This is a genomic window from Pseudomonas bubulae (genome assembly GCF_037023725.1).
GTDB classification, from domain to species: Bacteria; Pseudomonadota; Gammaproteobacteria; order Pseudomonadales; family Pseudomonadaceae; genus Aquipseudomonas; species Aquipseudomonas bubulae.
In genome coordinates this window covers 48,248-68,709 of record NZ_CP146077.1, presented here as the reverse complement: position 1 = coordinate 68,709, position 20,462 = coordinate 48,248, and the positions used below count along the sequence as shown (strand labels likewise).

General features: G+C 60.6%; 14 protein-coding genes. 10 read left to right on the top strand and 4 right to left on the bottom strand.

Going from position 1 to position 20,462, the window contains the following annotated elements:
• Window positions 1-19 precede the first annotated feature (19 nt).
• On the bottom strand, window positions 20-1,363 hold the full coding sequence (locus V6L81_RS00405; protein ID WP_338660397.1) for an MATE family efflux transporter: 1,344 nt from the start codon (window positions 1,361-1,363) through the stop codon (window positions 20-22).
• Window positions 1,364-1,553: 190 nt separating this feature from the next.
• Between V6L81_RS00405 and V6L81_RS00400 the strand changes: the two genes are divergently transcribed.
• The gene (locus V6L81_RS00400) at window positions 1,554-6,443 is read left to right on the top strand and encodes an alpha-2-macroglobulin (RefSeq protein ID WP_338660396.1); all 4,890 of its coding nucleotides are present in this window, start codon (window positions 1,554-1,556) and stop codon (window positions 6,441-6,443) included.
• A gap of 877 nt (window positions 6,444-7,320) precedes the next feature.
• Here V6L81_RS00400 and V6L81_RS00395 read toward each other — a convergent pair.
• Window positions 7,321-7,614, bottom strand: a complete 294-nt coding sequence (locus V6L81_RS00395; protein WP_095001099.1) for a hypothetical protein — start codon at window positions 7,612-7,614, stop codon at window positions 7,321-7,323.
• A gap of 91 nt (window positions 7,615-7,705) precedes the next feature.
• Between V6L81_RS00395 and pbpC the strand changes: the two genes are divergently transcribed.
• From pbpC to V6L81_RS00375, 4 genes are all read left to right on the top strand, one after another.
• The gene (gene pbpC, locus V6L81_RS00390; protein ID WP_404824647.1) at window positions 7,706-10,042 is read left to right on the top strand and encodes a peptidoglycan glycosyltransferase PbpC; all 2,337 of its coding nucleotides are present in this window, start codon (window positions 7,706-7,708) and stop codon (window positions 10,040-10,042) included.
• Window positions 10,043-10,476: 434 nt separating this feature from the next.
• A complete protein-coding gene (locus tag V6L81_RS00385) occupies window positions 10,477-10,857 on the top strand; it encodes a hypothetical protein (RefSeq protein WP_338660395.1) in 381 nt (126 codons plus the stop codon).
• Window positions 10,821-11,948, top strand: coding sequence for a collagen-like triple helix repeat-containing protein (locus V6L81_RS00380; protein ID WP_338660394.1), 1,128 nt, complete (start codon window positions 10,821-10,823; stop codon window positions 11,946-11,948). Before V6L81_RS00385 ends, V6L81_RS00380 begins: the two co-directional genes overlap by 37 nt.
• Window positions 11,949-12,141: 193 nt before the next feature.
• Window positions 12,142-13,824 carry a ShlB/FhaC/HecB family hemolysin secretion/activation protein gene (locus tag V6L81_RS00375; protein WP_095001041.1) on the top strand — a complete coding sequence of 561 codons (1,683 nt, stop codon included), beginning with the start codon at window positions 12,142-12,144 and terminating at the stop codon, window positions 13,822-13,824.
• Window positions 13,825-13,884: 60 nt separating this feature from the next.
• Here the strand turns inward: V6L81_RS00375 and V6L81_RS00370 are convergent, their stop codons facing one another.
• Window positions 13,885-14,298 (bottom strand): response regulator, encoded by a 414-nt coding sequence (locus tag V6L81_RS00370; RefSeq protein WP_095001042.1) that lies wholly within the window; start codon window positions 14,296-14,298, stop codon window positions 13,885-13,887.
• Window positions 14,299-14,346: 48 nt separating this feature from the next.
• Window positions 14,347-14,568: a Flp family type IVb pilin gene (locus V6L81_RS00365; protein WP_095020821.1), complete on the bottom strand. Its 222-nt coding sequence runs from the start codon at window positions 14,566-14,568 to the stop codon at window positions 14,347-14,349.
• A 333-nt stretch (window positions 14,569-14,901) separates the two neighbouring features.
• On the opposite strand from V6L81_RS00365, the gene cpaB reads away from it, so the two are divergent.
• The 5 genes from cpaB to V6L81_RS00340 are packed head-to-tail and all read left to right on the top strand — an operon-like array spanning window position 14,902 to window position 20,462.
• Window positions 14,902-15,831: a Flp pilus assembly protein CpaB gene (gene cpaB, locus V6L81_RS00360; RefSeq protein WP_095001044.1), complete on the top strand. Its 930-nt coding sequence runs from the start codon at window positions 14,902-14,904 to the stop codon at window positions 15,829-15,831.
• 36 nt (window positions 15,832-15,867) lie between these two features.
• A complete protein-coding gene (locus V6L81_RS00355; protein WP_338660393.1) occupies window positions 15,868-17,094 on the top strand; it encodes a type II and III secretion system protein family protein in 1,227 nt (408 codons plus the stop codon).
• A complete protein-coding gene (locus V6L81_RS00350; RefSeq protein WP_095001046.1) occupies window positions 17,091-18,296 on the top strand; it encodes a pilus assembly protein in 1,206 nt (401 codons plus the stop codon). The genes V6L81_RS00355 and V6L81_RS00350 overlap by 4 nt, the downstream gene beginning before the upstream one ends.
• Window positions 18,293-19,567: a CpaF family protein gene (locus V6L81_RS00345; RefSeq protein ID WP_338660392.1), complete on the top strand. Its 1,275-nt coding sequence runs from the start codon at window positions 18,293-18,295 to the stop codon at window positions 19,565-19,567. Before V6L81_RS00350 ends, V6L81_RS00345 begins: the two co-directional genes overlap by 4 nt.
• A gap of 10 nt (window positions 19,568-19,577) precedes the next feature.
• Complete coding sequence (locus V6L81_RS00340; RefSeq protein ID WP_095001048.1) at window positions 19,578-20,462, top strand: type II secretion system F family protein; 885 nt, start codon at window positions 19,578-19,580, stop codon at window positions 20,460-20,462.

The window sequence follows — 20,462 nt, the reverse complement described above, 5'->3', positions numbered from 1 at the left end:
GTTTTTTTTCGCCTCAGTGTCAGGCGCCGAACCACTGATTCTTGCGCTGCATCTGCCATGCATACACGCCCAGGGTCAGGCTGCGCAGCACCATAAACAGCAGGAAACTTATCCACAGCCCGTGGTTGCCATAGCCGTGCAGGACCCAGGCGGCGGGGAAGACGATGACCACGCTGATGACCATGGCATTGCGCATTTCACGAGCGCGGGTAGCACCGATAAACAGCCCGTCAAGCAGGTAGCTCCACACTGCAATCAGCGGCAGCAGGGCCAGATAGGGCAAGTACTGGAAAGCGGTGTCGCGCACGCTGGGGATGTCGGTCTGCATTTGCACAAACAGATGCCCGCCGAACATAAACAGCAGCGCAAAACCCAGGCTGGCCAATAGTGACCAGCCGCAGGCCACCACCATCGAGCGGCGCAACGCCTCACGGTCGCGGGCGCCGATAGCGTGTCCGCACAGTGCCTCGACGGCGTGGGCCAGACCGTCCAGGGCATGGGCAGCCAGCAGCAGGCCATTGAGCAATAACGCATTGGCAGCCACGGTGGCATCGCCCAGGCGGGCGCCTTGCAGGGTGATGGAGAAAAACACCAGTTGCAGCATCAGGCTGCGGATAAAAATATCGCGATTGACCCCCAGTAACGGCTTCCAGTTGTGCCACATGCCCAGGGCGGCCCACACTACCTTGCCCGGATATCGACGCAGGGCACCGCGGGTCAGCCACAGACCGAGCAGGGCGCCGCTCCATTCGGCAATCACCGAAGCCCGGGCCGAGCCTGCCACCCCCCAGTCCAGCCCGAGGACGAACCACAGGTTCAGCGCGATATTCACCAGATTGGTCGTCAGCAGGATCGCCAACGGTGCGCGGGCGTTTTGCGTGCCCAAAAACCAGCCTACCAGTGCATAACTGGCCAGTGCGGCGGGCAGGCCAAACAGCCGTGTGTGGAAGAACTCCAGAGTCAGCGCGTGCAGTTCGGTGGAGGGCTGCATCAGGCTCAGGGCCACGCCGCTAAAAGGAATCGCAATGGCCCCCAGCAGCATCGACAACAGCACGCTGAGCAACAGGCCCTGCAGCAGGATTTGCCGCAGCGCGGCGCCATCACCGCGTCCGGCGGCCTGCGCGGCGAAGCCGGTGGTGCCCATGCGCAGAAAACCCATCATCCAGGCCAGGAAGATATACAGGCTGGCGCCCACGGCGACGGCGCCCAGTTGATGGGCGTGGGGCAAATGGCCGATAACGGTACTGTCGACCAACGCTACCAACGGCACGGAGATATTGGACAGGATCATGGGGGCCGCCAGCGCCCACACCCGGCGATGGGTAGGACGGTCGCGCCAGTCGGCTAACAGGGAAGATGACATGCAGGCTCCTTGGGGGAGCGCGATTGTAGCCGCAAAGCCTGCCCTCACCCCAACCCTCTCCCTGAGGGCGAGGGGGCTGATCTGCGCTTTTGTCCCCTCTCCCTTCGGGAGAGGGCTAGGGTGAGGGGCTCTTGATCTTCATCCAGCTGTTATATAGTCAACCCTTAACTGCCCGGTAAACGAGTACACCATGCTGAACAAAGGACTGCTTTTGGCCTGCACGCTGGCGCTGCTGAGCGCTTGTGATTCTTCCAGCGTCGACAAACCCGCCACGCCACAGGTGGCCACGAGCCAGCCGGCTAAACCGGTACAGGACGTCAAAGTGCTGGCCGGGCGTTATGCCGGGCGCGAGTTGAGTGTGGTAGACGTCTCTGAAGTGCAGCTGGACGGGGCCAGTACCTTGTCCGTGAGTTTCTCGGTGCCCCTGGACCCGCAGCAGAACTTCACCGACAAACTGCATCTGGTGGACGCCAAAACCGGTAAGGTCGATGGCGCCTGGGAGCTGTCGGACAACCTGATGGAGTTGCGCCTGCGCCACCTTGAGCCGCAGCGCAAGCTGATCCTTACCGTCGACCCCGGCCTGCGCGCCGTCAACGATGCCAAGCTCGCCGCCGAATACGTCAGTCGCCTGGAAACCCGCGACCTGCAACCCACGGTCGGCTTCGCCAGCCGTGGCAACCTGCTGCCCACGCGCCTGGCCGAAGGTCTGCCGGTGATCGCGCTGAACGTCGACAAGGTCGATGTCGAGTTCTTTCGGGTCAAACCCGAGTCGCTGCCGGCGTTTCTCAGCCAGTGGGGGCGCAACAGCAGCCTGCAAAGCTACGAAGCCAGGGATCTGCTGAATATGGCCGATCTGGTTTACAGCGGCCGTTTTGACTTGAACCCGGCGCGCAATACCCGGGAAACCCTGATCCTGCCCACGGCCGGGATCAAGCCCTTGCAGCAGCCGGGAGTTTATCTGGCGGTGATGACCGCCTCTGGCAGTTACAACTATTCGACCCCAGCCACCTTGTTTACCCTCAGCGATATCGGCCTTTCGGTGCATCGCTACCAAAAGCGCCTGGATGTGTTCACACAGGCCCTGGAAGGTGGCAGTGCACTGAGCGGCATCGATCTCGAGTTGCTTGATGGCAAGGGCAAGATGCTTGGCCAGGGCAAGACGGGCAAGGACGGGCATGCCGAGCTGGCCTTGCCACCCAAGGCCGAAGTGCTGCTGGCGCGCCAGGGCGACCAGACCAGCCTGTTGCGCTTGAACACGGCGGCGCTGAATCTGGCCGAATTCGATATCGGCGGCCCGCAGGCGCATCCGTTGCAGTTCTTTGTATTTGGCCCCCGTGATCTGTATCGCCCCGGCGAAACCGTGCTGCTCAATGCCTTGCTGCGCGACCGCGACGGCAACCCGGTCAAGCCGCAGCCGGTCAGCGTCGAGGTGCGTCGCCCGGACGAGCAGGTGAGCCGCAAGTTCGTCTGGACGCCGGATGCTTCCGGTCTTTATCAGTACCCGCTGCAACTGGCCGCCGAAGCGCCGACCGGGCGCTGGCAGCTGGTGTTCGACTTTGGTGACGGCAAGCCGCAGCTGTACGAGTTTTTGGTCGAGGACTTTTTACCCGAGCGCATGGCACTTGAACTCAAGGGCAGCGATACCCCGCTGAGCCCCGGGCAAACCGCTGAAATCCAGGTTGCGGGGCGTTACCTGTACGGTGCTCCGGCAGCCGGTAACCGCTTGAGCGGGCAGGTCTATGTGCGGCCATTGCGCGAGGCGGTCAGTGCCTTGCCGGGCTATCAGTTCGGTTCGGTGACAGAACCGGAGCTGACCCAGGATCTGGAGCTGGACGAAAGCGTGCTCAACGCCGACGGCAAGCAAACCCTCAGCATTGACAGTCAATGGAGCGATGCCAAATCGCCGTTGCAACTGATTGTGCAGGCCAGTTTGCAGGAGTCGGGCGGGCGCCCGATTACCCGTCGCCTGGTGCAGCCGGTATGGCCGGCAGACCGTCTGCCGGGGCTGCGCGGCCTGTTTGACGGTGCTGAAACCGATGGCGACGGCCCGGTTGAGTTCGAGCTGCTGGTTGCTGACAGCCAGGGCAACAAATTGGCGGCCGACAACCTCAAGGTGCGTCTGGTGCGTGAACGCCGCGATTACTACTGGAACTACTCGGACAACGACGGCTGGAGTTATCACTACAACGAGAAGTTTCTGAACCTCAACGAAGAGACCCTCAGCCTCAAGGCGGGCGAAACCGCCAAGGTCAGCTTTCCGGTGGAGTGGGGCCCTTACCGCGTAGAGGTTGAAGACCCGCAAACCGGCTTGATCAGCAGCCTGCGCTTCTGGGCCGGTTATCGTGCCCAGGACAACGCCGAAGGCGGTGCCGTGCGCCCCGACCAGGTCAAGCTGGCGCTGGACAAGGCCGCTTATGCCGATGGCGATACGGCCAAGGTCACGGTCACGCCACCTGCGGCTGGCAAGGGCTACTTGCTGGTTGAAGGCAGCGATGGCCCGTTGTGGTGGCAGGAAATCGAAGTGCCGGCCGAGGGCAAGGCCTACGAAATCAGACTCGACCCGAGCTGGGCCCGGCATGACCTGTATATCAGTGCACTGGTGATCCGCCCCGGTGAACGCAAGACCAATATCACTCCCAAGCGTGCTGTAGGGGTGCTGCACCTGCCCATCGATCGCAGCCAGCGCAAGTTGGCTCTTACGCTGGATGCCCCTGAAAAAATGCGTCCCAAGCAACCTCTGACGGTGAAGCTCTCGGCTAAAAATGCCGATGGCAGCATTCCCAAACAGGCCCATGTACTGCTGGCTGCCGTGGATGTGGGCGTGCTCAATATCACTGAGTACCCGACCCCCGACCCGTTCACCAGCCTGTTCGGGCGCAAGGCCTATGGGGCGGATCAGCTGGATATTTACGGGCAGTTGATTGAGGCCGGGCAGGGCCGTCTGGCCAGCCTGGCGTTCGGCGGCGATGCGGCACTGGCCAAGGGCGGCAAGCGACCTGCCACCAGTGTCACCATCGTGGCGCTGCAAAGTGCACCGGTGACGCTCAACGAGCAGGGCGAAGGTGAAGTCAGTGTGGATATCCCTGACTTCAACGGCGAGTTGCGCTTGATGGCACAAGCCTGGACCGACGATCGCTACGGCATGGCCGAGGCCAGAACCGTGGTCGCAGCACCATTGGTGGCCGAGCTGGCTGCGCCGCGCTTTCTGGCCGGTGGCGACGAGACGCGGCTGGCGCTGGACCTGTCCAACCTCACCGACAAGCCGCAAACGCTGCACGTGAACCTTAACACCGAGGGGCAACTGAGCCTGCTGGGTGACGCGACACAGAACCTGACACTCAGCCCCGGCCAGCGCAGTACCTTGCAGGTTCCGGTCAAGGCGCTGGGCGGGTATGGCACCGGTGTGGTCAAGGTGACGGTCAATGGTCTGGACCTGCCGGGTGAAACCCTGGCGCCGTTCACCCGCGAATGGACGTTGGGGGTGCGCCCGGCGTATCCAGCATTGCTAAAGCATTACCGTGGTGTGCTCAACGACCAGCCCTGGAGCCTGCCCGAGGGCGAGCTGCAAGCCTTTGAACCGGCCGGGCGTGAAGCCTTGCTCAGCTTGTCGAGCCGCCCGCCGCTGAATCTTGGCGAGCAGATTCGTGCGCTTAAGGCTTACCCGTATGGCTGTTCCGAGCAAACCACCAGCGGCCTGTACCCGGCTCTGTATGCCGATGCAGCCCTGCTCAAACGCCTGGGCCTTGAAGGCGAGCCGGACACCGAGCGCAAACGCAAAATCGAGTTGGGTATCGAGCGCCTGCTGGGCATGCAGCGCTACAACGGCAGTTTTGGCCTGTGGGGCGCGGACGGTCAGGAAGAGTACTGGCTCACAGCCTATATCACCGACTTCCTGCTGCGCGCCCGCGATCAAGGCTACGCGGTACCTCCCGAGGCGCTGAAAAAGGCCAGCGAGCGGTTGCTGCGTTATGTGCAGGAACGCAACCTGATCGAGGCCGACTACAGCGACAACCTCGACCACACCCGCTTTGCCGTACAGGCCTATGCAGCGCTGGTCCTGGCCCGAAGCCAACAGGCGCCGCTGGGTGCGCTGCGCAGCATTTTTGAGCGCCGCAGCGATGCCCGTTCCGGTTTGCCTCTGGTGCAGTTGGCCATTGCCCTGCAGAAAATGGGCGATCAACCGCGCGCCGATCAAGCGTTGGTGGCGGGGTTGGCGGCGAAGCGCAAGGCTGATCAATGGCTGGGCGACTACGGCAGCCCGCTGCGCGATCAGGCGTTGATTCTGGCCTTGCTGGAAGAGAACAACCTGATGAGTGGTCAGCGTGAACAGCGACTGTTCGACCTGTCCGATCAACTGGCGGCGAGTCAGTGGCTGTCGACCCAGGAACGCAATTCACTGTTCCTCGCCGGTCGCGATTTGCTGGGCAAGCCTGAGGCCAGCTGGAGTGCGCAACTCACCAGTGGCGATCAGACCCGCGAGCTGAACAACGCCCGCTCAGGGCTCAAGCTCGACGGGCCGCTGCTAGCCTCGCCCCTGAGCCTGCGTAACGCAGGCAGCGCGCCGATTTATCAACAGCTGACGATTTCGGGTTATCCACAGCACGCCCCGGCGGCGGGCGGCGAAAACATGAGCATTCGCCGCGACTACCTGGGTATGAACGGTGAGCCGCTGGATCTCAAGGCGCTGAAAAGTGGTGATCTGGTGCTGGTGCATCTGGCCGTGACGGCCAAGCAGCAAGTGCCTGATGCGCTGGTGGTGGATTTGCTGCCGGCAGGCCTGGAGCTGGAAAACCAGAACCTGGGGCAGAGCGCGGCCAGCCTTGAAAACGCCAGTACTCAAGTGAAGCAATGGCGCGAGTCGATGCAGAACGCCAGCGTGCAGCATCAGGAGTATCGGGATGATCGTTATGTGGCGGCAGTCAAACTGGATGGCTACGGGACCACGCACCTGCTGTACCTGGCCCGTGCAGTGACTCCGGGTACCTACCGGGTACCGCCGCCGCAAGTGGAGTCGATGTACCGGCCCAACTGGCAGGCCGTGGGGGATGCGGTGGGGGAGATGGTGATCAAGGGGCGTTAGGTCTGTGGCCGCGGTAGGGTTTAGCAGGTACACCGGGTACATATCCGGCATTCGCGTTTAAACGGGATATTGGTTTCGCCCTTACGGCGAGTCACTTTTTCCAGACGCCGAAAAAGTAACCAAAAAGGCTTGCCCCTGGCGTCCGGCCTTCGCTGCGCTCAGGTTCCCTCGCTCCGGTCCCGCTCCGTGGGCACGCCGCCACGGGCCATCCTTGGCCCATCGCGGCTCTCCCGGCATCCATGCCGGGAGGCCCACTGCGCAGAACCTCCACTCGGCCTCCCGATGGGGCGGGTAGATCAACAGCCGTCGAGGCGGCCGACCGGCCGGCCTGTTTGAATACAGGATCTGCGACCGACATATTTCCCTGTGGGAGCCGGGCTTGCCCGCGATGCAGGCACCTCGTTCTATCTGGAGGAACAAAGTGCTGGCATCGCGGGCAGGCCCGCTCCCACAAGAGTTGGTGTTGGTTAAATTTTTTGCTTTTGCTTTTGCTTTTGCTTTTGTTGTTGCCACTCGATTGTGCAGGCGACGCGAATGCCCCTCACAGAAGGCCGAACGCAGGTGCTGTTATGGGGGTGGCGCGGCAGGACGCCGCGCCAGCCGCGATGGGCCATGGATGGCCCGTCGCGGCGTGCCCCCATAACAGTGCCGGAGAGAGGGAACCGGCGAGCCTTGGCGAGTCGGCCGTATGGTAGGGCGAGGACTTTTTGGTTCCTTTTTGGTCCTTCAAAAAGGGACTCGCCGTAAGGGCGAAACCGATACTTCAGTTAACCGCAGATGCTGGATATGTACCCGATGTACCGCTTAAACCGCCACAGCGGCTAAAGCGGCTAAAGCGGCTACAGGTTTGGCGCATCGCTCCCACAGGAGTAAGAGCTCAACTGATGATCCAGCTCAAGAGCCACAGCCCCAGCACCAGCCAGATCACACCGCCGATGATCGAGGCGCGGATAAAGGCGCGCACGGCGTTGTACAAAAACAACAGGCCGATGATCAACACCGCAATGCTTATGATCGAGGTGTCCATGCCCAACGCCCGGGCCATGCCGTCGACAAAGTTGCTGCCTGCCTCAGTGATGGTGCCGAACAGGCCGTTCAGGGTCTCGACGATAAAACGCACCAGCGTGCCCAGCCACAGGCCAAGATTTCCAATAAAACTTTCGACGTGCATGGTCAGGTTCCGATGAGTAAGGTGGCCACTGTGCCAGATATACACATTAGGCATCCATTCATGGTGCAAGTTGCGTAGCGAGTGAGTTTGAGTGGGGCCAGGGATCAAAAAATTACTGGGTTGGACGGCTGGCGGCCTGCTGGCGCTGTGTACGTTGCTGTGGCTGGCTGACAGGATCTGGCCGCTGCCGTTGCCCAAGGATGACCAGGCCCGCGTTGTCCTGGCCGAAGACGGCACGCCACTGTGGCGCTTTGCCGATGCCAACGGTGTGTGGCGCTACCCGGTGCATGTCGAAGACGTGTCGCCGCTGTACCTGGATGCCTTGCTGACCTACGAGGACCGCTGGTTCTTTCAACACCCCGGGGTCAACCCGCTGGCGCTGGGCCGTGCGGCCTGGCAAAACCTTAGCGGCGGGCGGGTGTTATCAGGCGGTAGCACGTTGTCGATGCAGGTTGCACGCCTGCTCGATCCCCATGAGCGGACGTTGCCTGGCAAATTGCGTCAGCTATGGCGCACCGCTCAGCTGGAATGGCATCTGAGCAAGCCGCAGATTCTTGAGCTGTACCTCAATCGCGCGCCATTTGGCGGTACCCTGCAGGGTGTTGCTGCGGCCAGTTGGGCCTATCTGGGCAAAGCGCCGCAACAGCTCACCCGGTCAGAGGCAGCCCTGCTCGCCGTGTTGCCACAAGCGCCGAGCCGCTTGCGCCCCGACCGTCACCCGCAACGCGCACAAGTGGCTCGGGACAAGGTGCTGCGTCGCCTGGCCGAATATCAGGTGTGGCCACAGCCGGCGGTGGATGAAGCTCTGGAGGAGCCGCTGCTGCTGGCACCGCGCCTTGAACCGAGCCTTGCACCCTTGCTGGCGCGACGCCTTAACCGCCCCGGCAGCCCGCCACTGATCCGTACCATGATCGACGCCAGTTTGCAGCGTCGCCTCGAAGACTTGCTGCTGGGCTGGCGCGCCCGTTTGCCCGATCACACCTCGGCGGCCATTGTGGTGGTCGAAACCGAAAACATGGCCGTACGCGCCTATCTGGGGTCGGTGGACATCAACGATGCACGCCGCTTTGGCCATGTCGACATGATCACCGCCATGCGCTCGCCGGGCTCGACCCTCAAGCCGTTTTTGTACGGCATGGCCATGGATGCTGGGCTGATTCACTCTGAATCGCTGCTGCAGGATGTGCCGCGGCGTTATGGCGACTATCGTCCGGGCAACTTCTCCATGGGTTTCAGCGGGCCGGTATCGGCCAGTGCCGCGCTGGTCACTTCGCTCAACTTGCCCGCTGTACAACTGCTTGAAGCCTATGGGCCCAAGCGTTTTGCCGCCGATATGCGCAACGGTGGCGTGCCCTTGAGTTTGCCAGCACTGGCCGAGCCCAATCTGGCGCTGATTCTGGGCGGCGCCGGCAGCCGTCTGGAAGATCTGGTCAGCGGTTACAGCGCCCTGGCACGTGAAGGGCGCAGCGCCAACCTGCGGCTGCAACCCGACGACGAACTGCGCGAGCGGCGCATGCTGTCGCCGGGGGCGGCATGGGTGATACGGCGCATCCTCAGCGGGCAGGCGCGCCCTGACCGCGACCCCCATGCCGACCTGGTGCTGCGCCCGCAACTGGCCTGGAAGACCGGTACCAGTTATGGCTTTCGCGATGCGCTGGCGATCGGTGTTGGGCCGCGTTACCTGATCGGTGTGTGGATCGGTCGCCCGGATGGAACCCCCGTGCCGGGGCAGTTCGGCCTGGCGTCGGCGGCTCCCTTGATGCTGCAAGTCCACGACGTATTGAGCAACCGCGACAACCAGCGTGGCATTGTCGCGCCAGTACAGGCGGTGCCGGACAGTGTTGGGGTGGCAGCGATTTGCTGGCCATTGGGGCAGCCCATGAACAAGAGCGATGCCAATTGTCGTCGCCAGCGGTTTGCCTGGACCCTGGATCACACCACGCCGCCGACCTTGCTGGCGGCGGATCAACCTCTGGGTGTGGGCCTGCGCGAAATCATCCGGGTCAATCCGCAAGGCTTGCGTGTTGGCCCGCAATGCGCCGACGGGCAACAACACGAGGTGGCATTGTGGCCAGCCCCCCTTGAGCCCTGGCTACCCCGGGTAGAGCGACGTGAAGCGCGGTTGCCTGAGGCTTCCACACAATGCCCGCCACCGGCCTTGAGTGCGCTGACCCCGCTGTCGATTGTCGGTGTACGTGACGGCGACCGACTGCGCCGTCCTGCTGCCAGCCAGGCGATATTGCGCCTGGCGCTATCGGCCTTGGGCGGTGAAGGTCGGCGCTGGTGGTTTATCAATGGCGCGCCACTGGGCGACAGTGCACAACCAGAGGTATTCAACACCAGCCTGGAACTACCAGGGCGTTATGAGCTGAGCGTGCTCGATGAAAGCGGGCAAACTGCCCGTGTCGAGTTCAGTGTGGTGGAGTAACAGCCCCTCTTTGTGCCTGTTTTACGCACTGAATATCAACTTGAAACCCGTCAATTATGCTTATACCTAAAGTAGAGTCGCTGCTGGCAGTGTTTTTTCGGGGAAGTAATGGCGTTGATATATATGGTTTTTTTACTGGCATTTAAAACCAAAGTATTAATCATCAAGAAGGGGGCAAGGTGTTTTATATAAGGGGTTAATACCAAGTTGTGAATTGTTTGATAAGGCCCGCGGCGTTGTTATGTACCCAACGGACGAACGTATCCCCGACACAGAGCAGGGAACTTCGAACTCAGGCATAACAGGTGCAAGGGACTTAATCATGAATACTCAACTTTTTCTGAAAACCAGCACAGCGCTCCTCTTGGTCATGACTGTCAGCCTGGCTGGCTGCAGCGGCGGCGGTGGCGGCCACAAGAGCTATGTAGCCAGCAGTGATACCGGTACTGACGCAGGTACTGGCGGTGGCACTGACGGCGGGACTGACGGTGGTACAGGCGGTGGCACAGACGGCGGCACTGGCGGCGGTACCGGTGGTGGTACAGACGGCGGCACTGGCGGTGGAACTGGTGGTGGTACAGACGGCGGTACTGGCGGTGGAACTGGTGGTGGTACAGGCGGTGGTACAGGCGGCGGTACTGGTGGTGGTACAGGCGGTGGTACAGGCGGTGGAACCGGTGGCGGCACTGGCGGAGGCACAGGCGGCACAGGCGGTACAGGCACAACTCCTCTGGTTACAGGTCAGGTCGCAGGTCAGGTCGGCAGCGCCCTTGGCGGCGTGGGCACCACTGTCAGCGGGGTTGGTGGCACCCTGAGCACCGTGCCTGTGGTCGGTACCGTGGCTGGCGGCCTGGTGACCAATACCGGCAATGCCGTGACCTCCGTAACAGATGGTATTACTGGTGGCCTGGGCTCGCTGGGTACCGACAAGAACTCCCTCGGCCTGACTGTCGGTGGTGTTACCAACGCGGTTGGTGATGTAGGCAAAGGCGTTTCGTCAGTGGGTACCGGTCTGAGCACCGTGCTGGACAACACCCCGATCAGCCAGATTCCGCTGGTGGGTGGCGTGGTTGGCAAGGTGACTGATACCACGGGCGGGCTGGTCAACAAAGTGGGCACCACGGTGACCATGATCGGCAATACCCTGACCACCGATGTGAGCAGTGGCAAGCTGGGCGCCTTGACCGGCGGCGTAAATGACAAGGTGCTGGTGCCGGTGATTTCCCTGGTCGAGAACGTCACGGGCAAAGTGGGTACCACCACAGGGCTGGGGGCACCGGTAGATGGTCTGCTGAACAAAGTAGGCGGCACCGTGAGCGGCCTCGGCGACAAGGTGACAGCTACCGGCGGCGACAACCCGGTGACTTCTCTGGTGGGTGGTGTGCTGACCGGTGTAGGCGGTGCGGTTGACAAGGCTGGCGGCTACGTGAATCCGGCAGCGGGCTCCACAGGCAGCGGTACTGGTACCGGGACAGGGCTGGGTGGTCTGCTGGGCGGGCTGGGTGTGGGCGCAAGCGCCGGGGCCGGTGTAGGTGCCGGTGCCGGGGTTAGTACAGGTGGTGTGAGCGCAGGTGCGGGGGCCGGTGCAGGCGCTGGTGTAGGCGCCGGGGTTGGCGGTCTGCTGGGCGGTCTGGGTGTGGGGGCAAGCACTGGCGGCAGTGTCGGAGCTGGTGCTGACACTACAGGTGCAAGTGCAAGTGCAAGTGCAGGTGCAGGTGCAGTCGGTGGTGTTGGCGGTGTCGTCGGTGGGGTAGTTGGTGGTCTTGGCGGCTTGCTGGGTGTCAAAGTGGACTCAGTCAACAACACTGCCGATACAACAGCAGGAGCCGCGGGCGCTGGTACAGGCGGTCTGGGCGGGGTACTTGGGGGCGTGGTTGGCGGGCTGGGCAACTTGGGCAAGAAATAACTGAAGAATATTGCACCTGGCCGGTTCGACGGCCTTACCTACAGCGCCTACGCTTGGTTGGGACGAGAGATTCAGATGAGTCTCTCGTCTTTTTTCATGTGCAGATTGTAGGACTGATGCTCGGGCCGCTTTGCAAAGCATTCTAAAAATAAAGCCCTTCGTTATGTCGCCGTAGTTGAACATGGAGTGTCCTATGCGTAATTGCGTTCCCTTTTTGTTGTTGGCTCTGGCCCCGTACGCGGGTGCCGAGACCCTTCCGCGTTTTCTCAACAGCAATGACAGCATGCAAACCCTGCCCACGCCCAACCTGCCGGTGGATGCCTATCGCCCTGCGGCGCCTGCGCTGGAGCTACCCAAGCCGGCGGCTGCACAACCCCGGCCACTGGAAATGGGTACCCGCCTGACCATTCGCAAGTTGCAGATCGAAGGTGGCACGATCTATCCGTTGCCAGAGCTGGGGGCGGTGTACAAACCGCTGCTGGGCCATGAAATCACCCTGGCCGAACTGATCGAGGCCACACGCAAGATCACCAAGCGTTACCAGGACGATGGCTATTTATTGTCCTATGCGTTTTTGCCTCAGCAGAACTTCGACCAGGGCCTGGTGCGTGTGGTGCTGGTTGAAGGCTATATCAGCGAGTACAAGGTTGACGGCGATATCGGGCGGGTCAAAGGGTTTGTGGATGAGCTGGTCGATAAGCTCAAGGGCGAACGCCCGCTGACCCGCAAGACGTTCAACCGCTACAGCACGCTGTTGAGCCGCATCCCCGGCGTCACCCTGGAGGCGCAAGTGCCACCACCCGGCACCACCGATGGTGCATCGACGCTGAGTATCAGTGCCAGCCGCAAGCCCTTCACCACCAGCATGAGCCTGGTCGAAGGCAATCGCAGCAGCACCCAGGCGCTGCTGGCGGCCAGCAGCAATTCGCAAACGGCCATGGCCGAACAATTGACCCTGAGCGGGTTGTTTCCCCCGGGCAATGACAAGGAGCACTACTACCGCCTTGATTACAGCCAGTACCTCAACGCGGAAGGCACGCAGTTGAACCTGTTTGGTTCCAGTTATCGCAGTGATCCAAGTACCAGTATCGTCACCAGCGACGGTTTTGAACTCAAGCCCCATCGCGAGAATGACCGCTTTTCGATCGGTATCAGCCATCCACTGATTGCTGCTCCGGATCAATGGCTCAGCGCCGCCGCGCGTTTCTACGGGGTCAATGACAAGACTGACTACGAGATCGTCGGCTACGGGCAGACCATCAGTGACAAAACCAACGTGCGGGCACTGGCGTTTGAGGGCGACTGGCGCAAGTCCGATGCCAAACAACTGCGCATCGTCAGTGCCGGCTTGTACCAGGGCATAGATGGCATGGGTGCCAAGAGCGAGACCAACCTGACCGGCACGCAGTACGATCTGGACTTCTTCCGTTTGCGTCTGTCGGGCGTGCAGAGTAACGGCTACTTCGACAATTGGCAGGGGGTGATATCGGGCGCTCTTTACTGGAGTGACGACACCCTGCCTGACAGCGAAAGGGCGGTATTTGGCGGGCAGAACTTCGGTCGCGGCTACCCGGACGATCAGGCATCCGGCGACAAGGGCTGGGGGGCGGCATACGAACTTAACTACAGCTTCAATCGCGAGGGTGAATGGGTCAAGTTGCTGCAACCCTATGCCGTCGTGGACAGGGCCAAAGTCTGGTACAACGAGTTGCCGTTAAAAGGTTCGGATATGTCTTCGGCAGCACTGGGCTTGCGTTTTGGTGACAAGCGCTATTACAACGTTGCCCTGGAAGTTGCCAAGCCCATGTCGGATATAGCGCTGGACAGTTTTAATCGCCGGCCGCGATATACATTGAGTTTTAGTTATCAGTTGTAGTGTGTGACCGTAAAAGCCCGCCTCCCCAAGTCAGGGGGGCGGGCTTTTATAGTATGGGGGTCAAGTTCTTGCCAGGTGTAAGTGTGTGGGCTGTGGAAAGAGGTTTTCGAGGGTGTCGAGCAGGCGCACGTGGTAGATGGGTTTGCGAAACAGGTCCAGCACCTGCAGGCGCAGAAGGTCGCTTACATCGTCCATATCGGCGTGCCCGGAAATGACAATCACCGGCAAATGCTGGCGCGATGTGTGCTCGCGCAGGCGCTTGATCAGCGCAATACCGCTCTCTTCCGGCATGCGCAGGTCGGTGATGACCAGCGCAATATCCGGATGTTGGGTCAACTGCGAAAGGGCGAGTTTGACTGAAGTTGCCGTATAGCAACAAAAGCCCTCGCCCTCCAGCAGCTCAGCCAACTCCAGCAGTGCGTCCTCTTCGTCATCCACCAGGAGAAGCTGTTGGCGTGATGGGGAGAGAGGCATGTTGAGTACTCTTATAGCGGTTGAATTTAACAGCTCCGCGATGAGGTGTTAAGCAGGAGGGTTTAGACCAGTTTTGATTTTGGTAAATATACCGGTAACTGCAGTTTGCACATCAGGCGAAAGCCCCGCAATAACCACCGCCACCATCGCTGCAATAATTGCATATTCAATACCCGAAGCGCCTTCGGTCCGTTTTGCAAACAACTTGGCTTGGCGCGCTACAAATACCTGGGCAGGTACATACACTTTCAGAACAGTATTTAATATCATCTGACTTCTCCTTAGTGCGCCGGGGCGGGCGCTGCGTAACTTGGGTGCAGGGTGATTCCCACCTGCAGTCACAGCATTGGCAATAAATGACTTTCCCACAACTGTATCATTGGACTAATCACAAAGTATTAATCCAAATGACTATTTAAAAAATGCGTGTCAAATCAAACTATTCACAATTGATTAGAGATTTTTTAGTTCGCTAATGGCATTTTGCTTTACCTGAGCTATTTTTAAATAGCGATTGGTTTCAAACGCATTAAAGGTTCGTAGCTGCCTGATTGTGAATGGGTTTTTTAGTCTGCAGTGCGCAGTGATAAAGGGAGTTTGTGCATGAACAATCGACGCAGTCTGATACTGGCCGCCATTTTGTTTGTCGGGGCAATTGCCGCCGGTTACTGGGGGCTGGTATTGAGTCGACAGCAGCCGGTCGCCGAAGTTCCGGTGGCTCAGTCTGTAGAACAAGGTGTAGCGGCCGTTGAAGACAAAACCCGCCAGGCGGTGGTGGTACTGGTTCGCGATGTCCCCCCGAATGTGGCCTTGACGGCCGATGACCTGACCCTGGAAAAACTCCGTACCGCCCCCGCTGGCAGCCTGACTGCCATCGATCAGGCGGTGGGCCGCACCCCGTGGCGCAGCCTGAGTGCAGGCACCTGGCTCAGTGATCAAAGCTTTGACGTGGGCGGGCCGCTGGCTCGCATGATTCGCCCGGATGAGCGCGCACTGGGGGTCATGATTGACGAGGTGTCCGCTGCGGGTGGGCAACTCAGCCCCGGTGATTACGTCGATATCCTGTTGTTTTTGCGTCAGGACAGTGGCAACCCTCAGCAGTCGGCCCAGGTGGTATTGCCGGCAGTGCGGGTGCTGAGCGTGGGGGGTGAACTGGGCTTGACCAGCGATGGCAAGTTGGCCAGCCAGCCGAAAAATGCCGAGGAAGCGCTCAAGCAAGAACAAAGCCGCATCAATGCGCGATCCGCAGTCCTGGCGGTTCCCGAGCAGCTTCTCAATCAACTGATGCTGGCGACCCAGGCAGGCACCCTGCGCCTGGCCGTGCGCAGTGCCGACGAGCAACGTTTGAGCAAATATTGGGCGGGCGAGCAGGAATCTGCGACTAATCTTGATAATGCCAAGCGCAGTCTTTATCAATTTAACCAGTTAGCCATGGCCAGTCCGGCAAGAGTGCCAGTCAGCAGCAATCCCGCTGTCGCCCCTCGGGTACGCGGTATTGAAGTGATCCGCGGCAATCAAACGGCTCAGCAGTAGGCCCAATAAAAATCCTTATCTGAAAGGAAAACCAACATGAGCCACCGTTGCCCTCCACTTTATAAACGCGCTTTCTGGACGCTGCTGCTGAGCAGCTTGCCCCTGGAGATGGCCTTGGCCGCAGGCGAAAACTGCGCGGCATTCAACGCATTGCCTTCGGTATTGGAAGTGGCCCAGGGGGCCCAGAAGGCGATGGGCTTTCCGGTGAACATCTCGCGCATTGCCGTGGGCGACCCCACCATTGCCGATATTCGCTCCAATGGGCCAAACGCTTTTTTGCTCACCGGTATTGCCTCGGGCACCACCAGCCTGATGGTCTGGAGTGCCTGCTCGAAAGAGCCGCACCAGACCATGCTTTTCGTCAAGGGCAAGGCCGCCTCGGGGCTGACCGGTACGACGTTGCCGCCCTCCGAAGACCCGACCTTGCCGGTGCAGGTGCAAACCGATATCCGCTTTGTCGAAGTCAGCCGCACCAAACTGCAGGAAGCCAGTACCTCGATCTTCGGTATGGGCAGCAACTTCCTGTTCGGCTCGCCGGGCTCATTCCTCAGCACCGCTGAAGGGATCATCACCGGTGGTCCGGTGGCCAACGCCAAGTATTTCAACATCGGCTTTGGCGGCGGCAAGGTCAGGGCCATGATCAATGCCCTGGAAGGCAGCGGCTTTGCCTACACCCTGGCGCGTCCCAGCCTCGTGGCCATGAGCGGGCAGAGTGCAACCTTTCTGGCCGGTGGTGAAGTGCCAATCCCGGTGCCCAGCAGCGGCAGCGATAACGTGTCGATCGAGTACAAGGAGTTCGGTATCCGCCTCACGCTGACCCCGACCGTGCTGGGGCGTGATCGCATCATGCTCAAGGTGGCCCCCGAAGTCAGTGAGCTGGACTACACCAATGCGGTGAATATCGCCGGCACCCTGGTTCCGGGCCTGACGGTTCGACGCACCGATACCAGCATCTCACTGGCCGACGGCGAAAGCTTTGTGATCAGTGGCTTGATCAGTTCGCGCAACAGCTCCCAGGTCAACAAATTCCCGGGGCTGGGCGACATTCCGATTCTTGGCGCTTTTTTCCGCGACTCCAATATCAGTCGTGAAGAGAAAGAACTGCTGATGATCGTCACCCCGCATCTGGTTCAGCCACTGGCTGCCAATGCGGCACTGCCGACGATGCCCGGGGAGCAATTGCGCAATTACGACCCTAACTGGTATCGCCTGTATTTCCTGGAGAACGGCAAATTCAATAGCCGTAGCGGGTTATCTCAATGAGCCAAAGCCTAAGCCAGACATTTCTCGCGCTGACGCGCAACAACACCGATCTTGAGTGGCTGCAGGGAGCATTAGCGCCGTTGGGTCAAGTGGTGGGTGCAGGCACAAGTAGCCTGGATGAACTGCTGGCCCTGGTTGATGTGACGTTTGCCGGCCTGATATTTGTGGGCCTGGATCGGGACAAGGTAGTCAACCAGTGCGCGCTGATTGAAGGTGCTCTGGAAGCCAAGCCCATGCTGGCCATCGTTGCCCTGGGCGACGGTATGGATAACCAACTGGTACTCAATGCCATGCGCGCCGGGGCGAGGGACTTTGTGGCCTACGGTTCGCGCTCCAGTGAAGTGGCGGGGCTGGTGCGGCGCCTGAGCAAGCGCCTGCCACCTGTGGCACCGAATGCCCAGTTGGGTGGCCTGAGCGTGTTGTTCAGTGCGCAATGCAATGCCGATGGTGCATTGCTGGCCAGCCACCTGGGGCTGGTGGTGCAAAAGCACGATCAAAAAACCCTGTTTCTGGACCTGGGCGTGCCCCGTGGTGATGGCCTGGCCGTGCTGGGCCTGGAAAGCTCGTTCTTTTTCGGTGATGCCCTGCGTCATTTGCGGCGCCTGGACAGCACCTTGATTGACAGTGCCTTTACCAAGACTGCCAGTGGCTTGCGGGTGTTGGCCCACAGTGACAGTGACGAACCGCTGGAGCAAACCAGTGCCGCCGAACTGTATATGTTGCTCAGTGCCTTGCGTCAGCACTTCCAGCATATTGTGGTCAACCTCACCGGTCAGCCTGACAGTGAAGCGCTGCGTACCTTTGCCACCCATTGCGACAGCCTGCTGTGGTACACCGACCAAAGCGTGCTCGATTGCCGCCGCAATCTCGACGTACTCAGCCGCTGGCGGGCCAAGGGCATGAAGTTCGAGCATACGGGCTTGTTGATCGACCGCTATATGAGTGGCGTTGCTCCCAATGCCGATGCCCTGGGTAAAAGCTTTGGCCTGCCGGTGCTGACAACACTCCCACCCAGCCCGGAGCTGCGCATCAATGCCAAGAATCAGGCCACCACCCTGTTTGACCTGGCCCCGCGCGAAGCCCTGAGCCAGGCTTTGAAAAAACTCGGTGAACGGTTGGTCTTGCGTTCACAGGTGCCTGAGCAAGCGACTTCCAAATCGGGTACCTGGCTGAACCTGAACCGCCTGTGGGGGGCCAAATGAGCAATGAACAGCTGTTTGGCTCAGGCCTGTACAAGGATGGTCGTGCGGACCATGACGGCCTGAAACTGGTGCTGCACCGCTATATCATCGATGCCATTGAAGAGACCGGAAAAAACCTGCTGGAAGGTTCCCGGGTGTCTTTGGCCCAGTTTGTTACCGAGCGGGTAGCCGAGTATGTGTCGCGCCTGCATCTGGCTATTTCCCGTTATGAGATGGAGCGTCTGGCCGAGGAGATCGTCGACGAACTGACCGGATTCGGCCCCCTCGAAGTGCTGCTGCGCGACCCGGCCGTGACTGAAATTCTGGTCAACGGCCCCCATCGGGTGTTTGTCGAACGCGAGGGTCGACTTAGCCAGAGCGATCTGCGCTTTATCGATGACCATCATGTGGAACGGGTGATGCAGCGCATTCTGGCGCCCCTGGGGCGGCGTCTGGATGAGTCCTCGGCGATGGTCGATGCGCGCCTGCCCGATGGCAGCCGGGTCAACGCCATCATTCCGCCCATTGCCCTGGATGGCCCGTGCCTGTCGATCCGGAAATTTCGCAAGGACATGCTGCAAAGCAGCGACCTGGTGGCCATGCAGACCATCGACCAGGCAATCTTTGAATTCTTCCAGGAGGCGGTGGGCAAGCGCTGCAACATCCTGATCAGCGGCGGTACCGGTACCGGTAAAACCACGCTGCTCAACATCCTCAGCCAGTTGATCAACCCCCATGAGCGCCTGGTCACCATCGAGGACGTGGCTGAATTGCAGTTGGGCCACCCTCATGTGGTGCGCCTTGAAACCCGCCCGCCCAATGCCGAAGGGCATGGTGAGGTGAAATCCAGCGACCTGATCCGCAACGCCCTGCGGATGCGTCCGGACCGCATCATTCTCGGCGAGATCCGCGGTGTGGAAGTGCTCGATGTATTGACCGCGATGAACACCGGTCACGATGGTTCCATGAGCACCGTCCACGCCAACACCGCACAGGATGCCCTGCTGCGACTGGAAACCCTGGTGGGTTTGACCGGGCGTACGGTGGCGGAGAAAACCTTGCGCCAGATGATCTGCGCCGCACTGGACGTGATTATCCAGCTGACGCGCATGCCTGATGGTCGCCGTTGCGTCAGTGAAGTGCTGGAGGTGGTGGGGGTGCGTGACGATGTGTATGTGACCAACACCCTGTTCCGTCTCGACAAGCGCACCGGCTTTGGTTTTATGCGCGAGGCCTTGAACCCGGCAAGCGACAAGTTGCGTCGTGACCCCGTCCTGAACGCCCACGGCTGAGACACTGCATATGAACCCGGCCTTACTGCTTTTTACCATCAGTTTCCTGATGTTCGCGCTATCGCTGAATCTGGTGTATCGCGCCCTGACCGACCCGACCACGGGCCGTGTGCTGGAGCGTCTGGGTGAAGGCCAGCCGCAGTTGCTGGAGAAAGCCCAGGGCGTGGCCTGGCTGGACCGGGCTTTTTTGCAGGCAGGCCTGGGGCGCCCTTCAGAGCGTCTGGGTTTGTGGCTGTCGCTATGGGCCGCTGCGGTGATTGTGGCGGGCCTGATCGGTGGCTGGGTGTTCTTGCTCGCGTTGTTGGTGTTGCCGCCGGTGCTGCTCAAACTCTTTGTCAGCTGGCGTTACCACCGCCGGGTTCGGCGCATGGTTGAGCAACTGCCATTGCTGCTCGATCACTGCGTGCGCAGCCTCAAGGCCGGACGCACCTTAGCCGATGCGGTGTTGACCGCGATCGAGGCATCCAGCGACCCGCTCAAAAGCAGTATCAGCCGGGTATCGCGCAACGTGCAGATGGGGGTGAGCCTGCCCGAGGCAGTGAACGACTTTGCCGAGCTTTATGAACGTGATGAATTTCGCATGTTTGCCCTGGGGCTTAAGGTCAACCATCGCTACGGTGGTAATGCCAGTGAGTTGCTGGAGAACCTGATCGTGCTGATTCGCGAGCGTGAGCAGGGGGCGCGCAAGTTGCGGGCCATGACCGGTGAAACCCGGATGACGGCGCTGGTATTGGGCTCGTTGCCGGTGTTTGTGGTGGGTTTCTTTATGGTGACCAACCCCAGCTACATGCTCAAGATGTGGCAGGACGGCGGAGGGCAGCAGATGCTCCTGACCGCAATGGCCATGCAGATAATCGGCAGTGTGGCGCTGTGGCGCATGGTACGGAGCGTATGA

Bases quoted from the DNA above. Each gene is read 5' to 3' on its own strand.
- V6L81_RS00395 (WP_095001099.1), bottom strand. From the start codon at position 7,614: ATGCACGTCGAAAGTTTTATTGGAAATCTTGGCCTGTGGCTGGGCACG.
- V6L81_RS00400 (WP_338660396.1), top strand. From the start codon at position 1,554: ATGCTGAACAAAGGACTGCTTTTGGCCTGCACGCTGGCGCTGCTGAGC.
- V6L81_RS00350 (WP_095001046.1), top strand. From the start codon at position 17,091: ATGAGCCAAAGCCTAAGCCAGACATTTCTCGCGCTGACGCGCAACAAC.
- cpaB (WP_095001044.1), top strand. From the start codon at position 14,902: ATGAACAATCGACGCAGTCTGATACTGGCCGCCATTTTGTTTGTCGGG.
- V6L81_RS00355 (WP_338660393.1), top strand. From the start codon at position 15,868: ATGAGCCACCGTTGCCCTCCACTTTATAAACGCGCTTTCTGGACGCTG.
- V6L81_RS00375 (WP_095001041.1), top strand. From the start codon at position 12,142: ATGCGTAATTGCGTTCCCTTTTTGTTGTTGGCTCTGGCCCCGTACGCG.
- V6L81_RS00365 (WP_095020821.1), bottom strand. From the start codon at position 14,568: ATGATATTAAATACTGTTCTGAAAGTGTATGTACCTGCCCAGGTATTT.
- V6L81_RS00405 (WP_338660397.1), bottom strand. From the start codon at position 1,363: ATGTCATCTTCCCTGTTAGCCGACTGGCGCGACCGTCCTACCCATCGC.
- V6L81_RS00345 (WP_338660392.1), top strand. From the start codon at position 18,293: ATGAGCAATGAACAGCTGTTTGGCTCAGGCCTGTACAAGGATGGTCGT.
- V6L81_RS00370 (WP_095001042.1), bottom strand. From the start codon at position 14,298: ATGCCTCTCTCCCCATCACGCCAACAGCTTCTCCTGGTGGATGACGAA.
- V6L81_RS00340 (WP_095001048.1), top strand. From the start codon at position 19,578: ATGAACCCGGCCTTACTGCTTTTTACCATCAGTTTCCTGATGTTCGCG.